The organism is Aquitalea sp. ASV15 (genome assembly GCF_016429115.1).
Taxonomy (GTDB): Bacteria; Pseudomonadota; Gammaproteobacteria; order Burkholderiales; family Chromobacteriaceae; genus Aquitalea; species Aquitalea magnusonii.
Genome location: NZ_JAELTZ010000211.1, coordinates 1 through 302, shown reverse-complemented (window position 1 = coordinate 302; position 302 = coordinate 1). Strand labels below are relative to the sequence as shown.

1 protein-coding gene is annotated in these 302 nt (G+C 72.5%); it reads right to left on the bottom strand.

Annotated elements, in window-relative coordinates; translation table 11 throughout:
* Positions 1-100 precede the first annotated feature (100 nt).
* A partial coding sequence (locus JHD64_RS21570; protein WP_199055755.1) for a hypothetical protein occupies positions 101-302 on the bottom strand: 202 nt, incomplete at its 5' end.

Genomic DNA, 302 nt, shown 5'->3' with positions numbered 1-302 from the left:
CAGCTGCTGGCAGCCGATCTGGTACTCAATGGCAATCAGCCGGCACCGGCAGCCATTCGCCAGGAGGCGCAGCGGCGCGGGCTGCAGCTGGCCGACAATATCAGTTTCCCTTCCATGGTGTTTGCCCCTGTCTCTTATACACATCTCCGAGCCCACGAGACATTAACAAGGATCGCGTATGCCGTCTTCTGCTGGAAAAGGGGGGGGGGGGGGGGGGGGGGGGGGGGGGGGGGGGGGGGGGGGGGGGGGGGGGGGGGGGGGGGGGGGGGGGGGGGGGGGGGGGGGGGGGGGGGGGGGGGGGG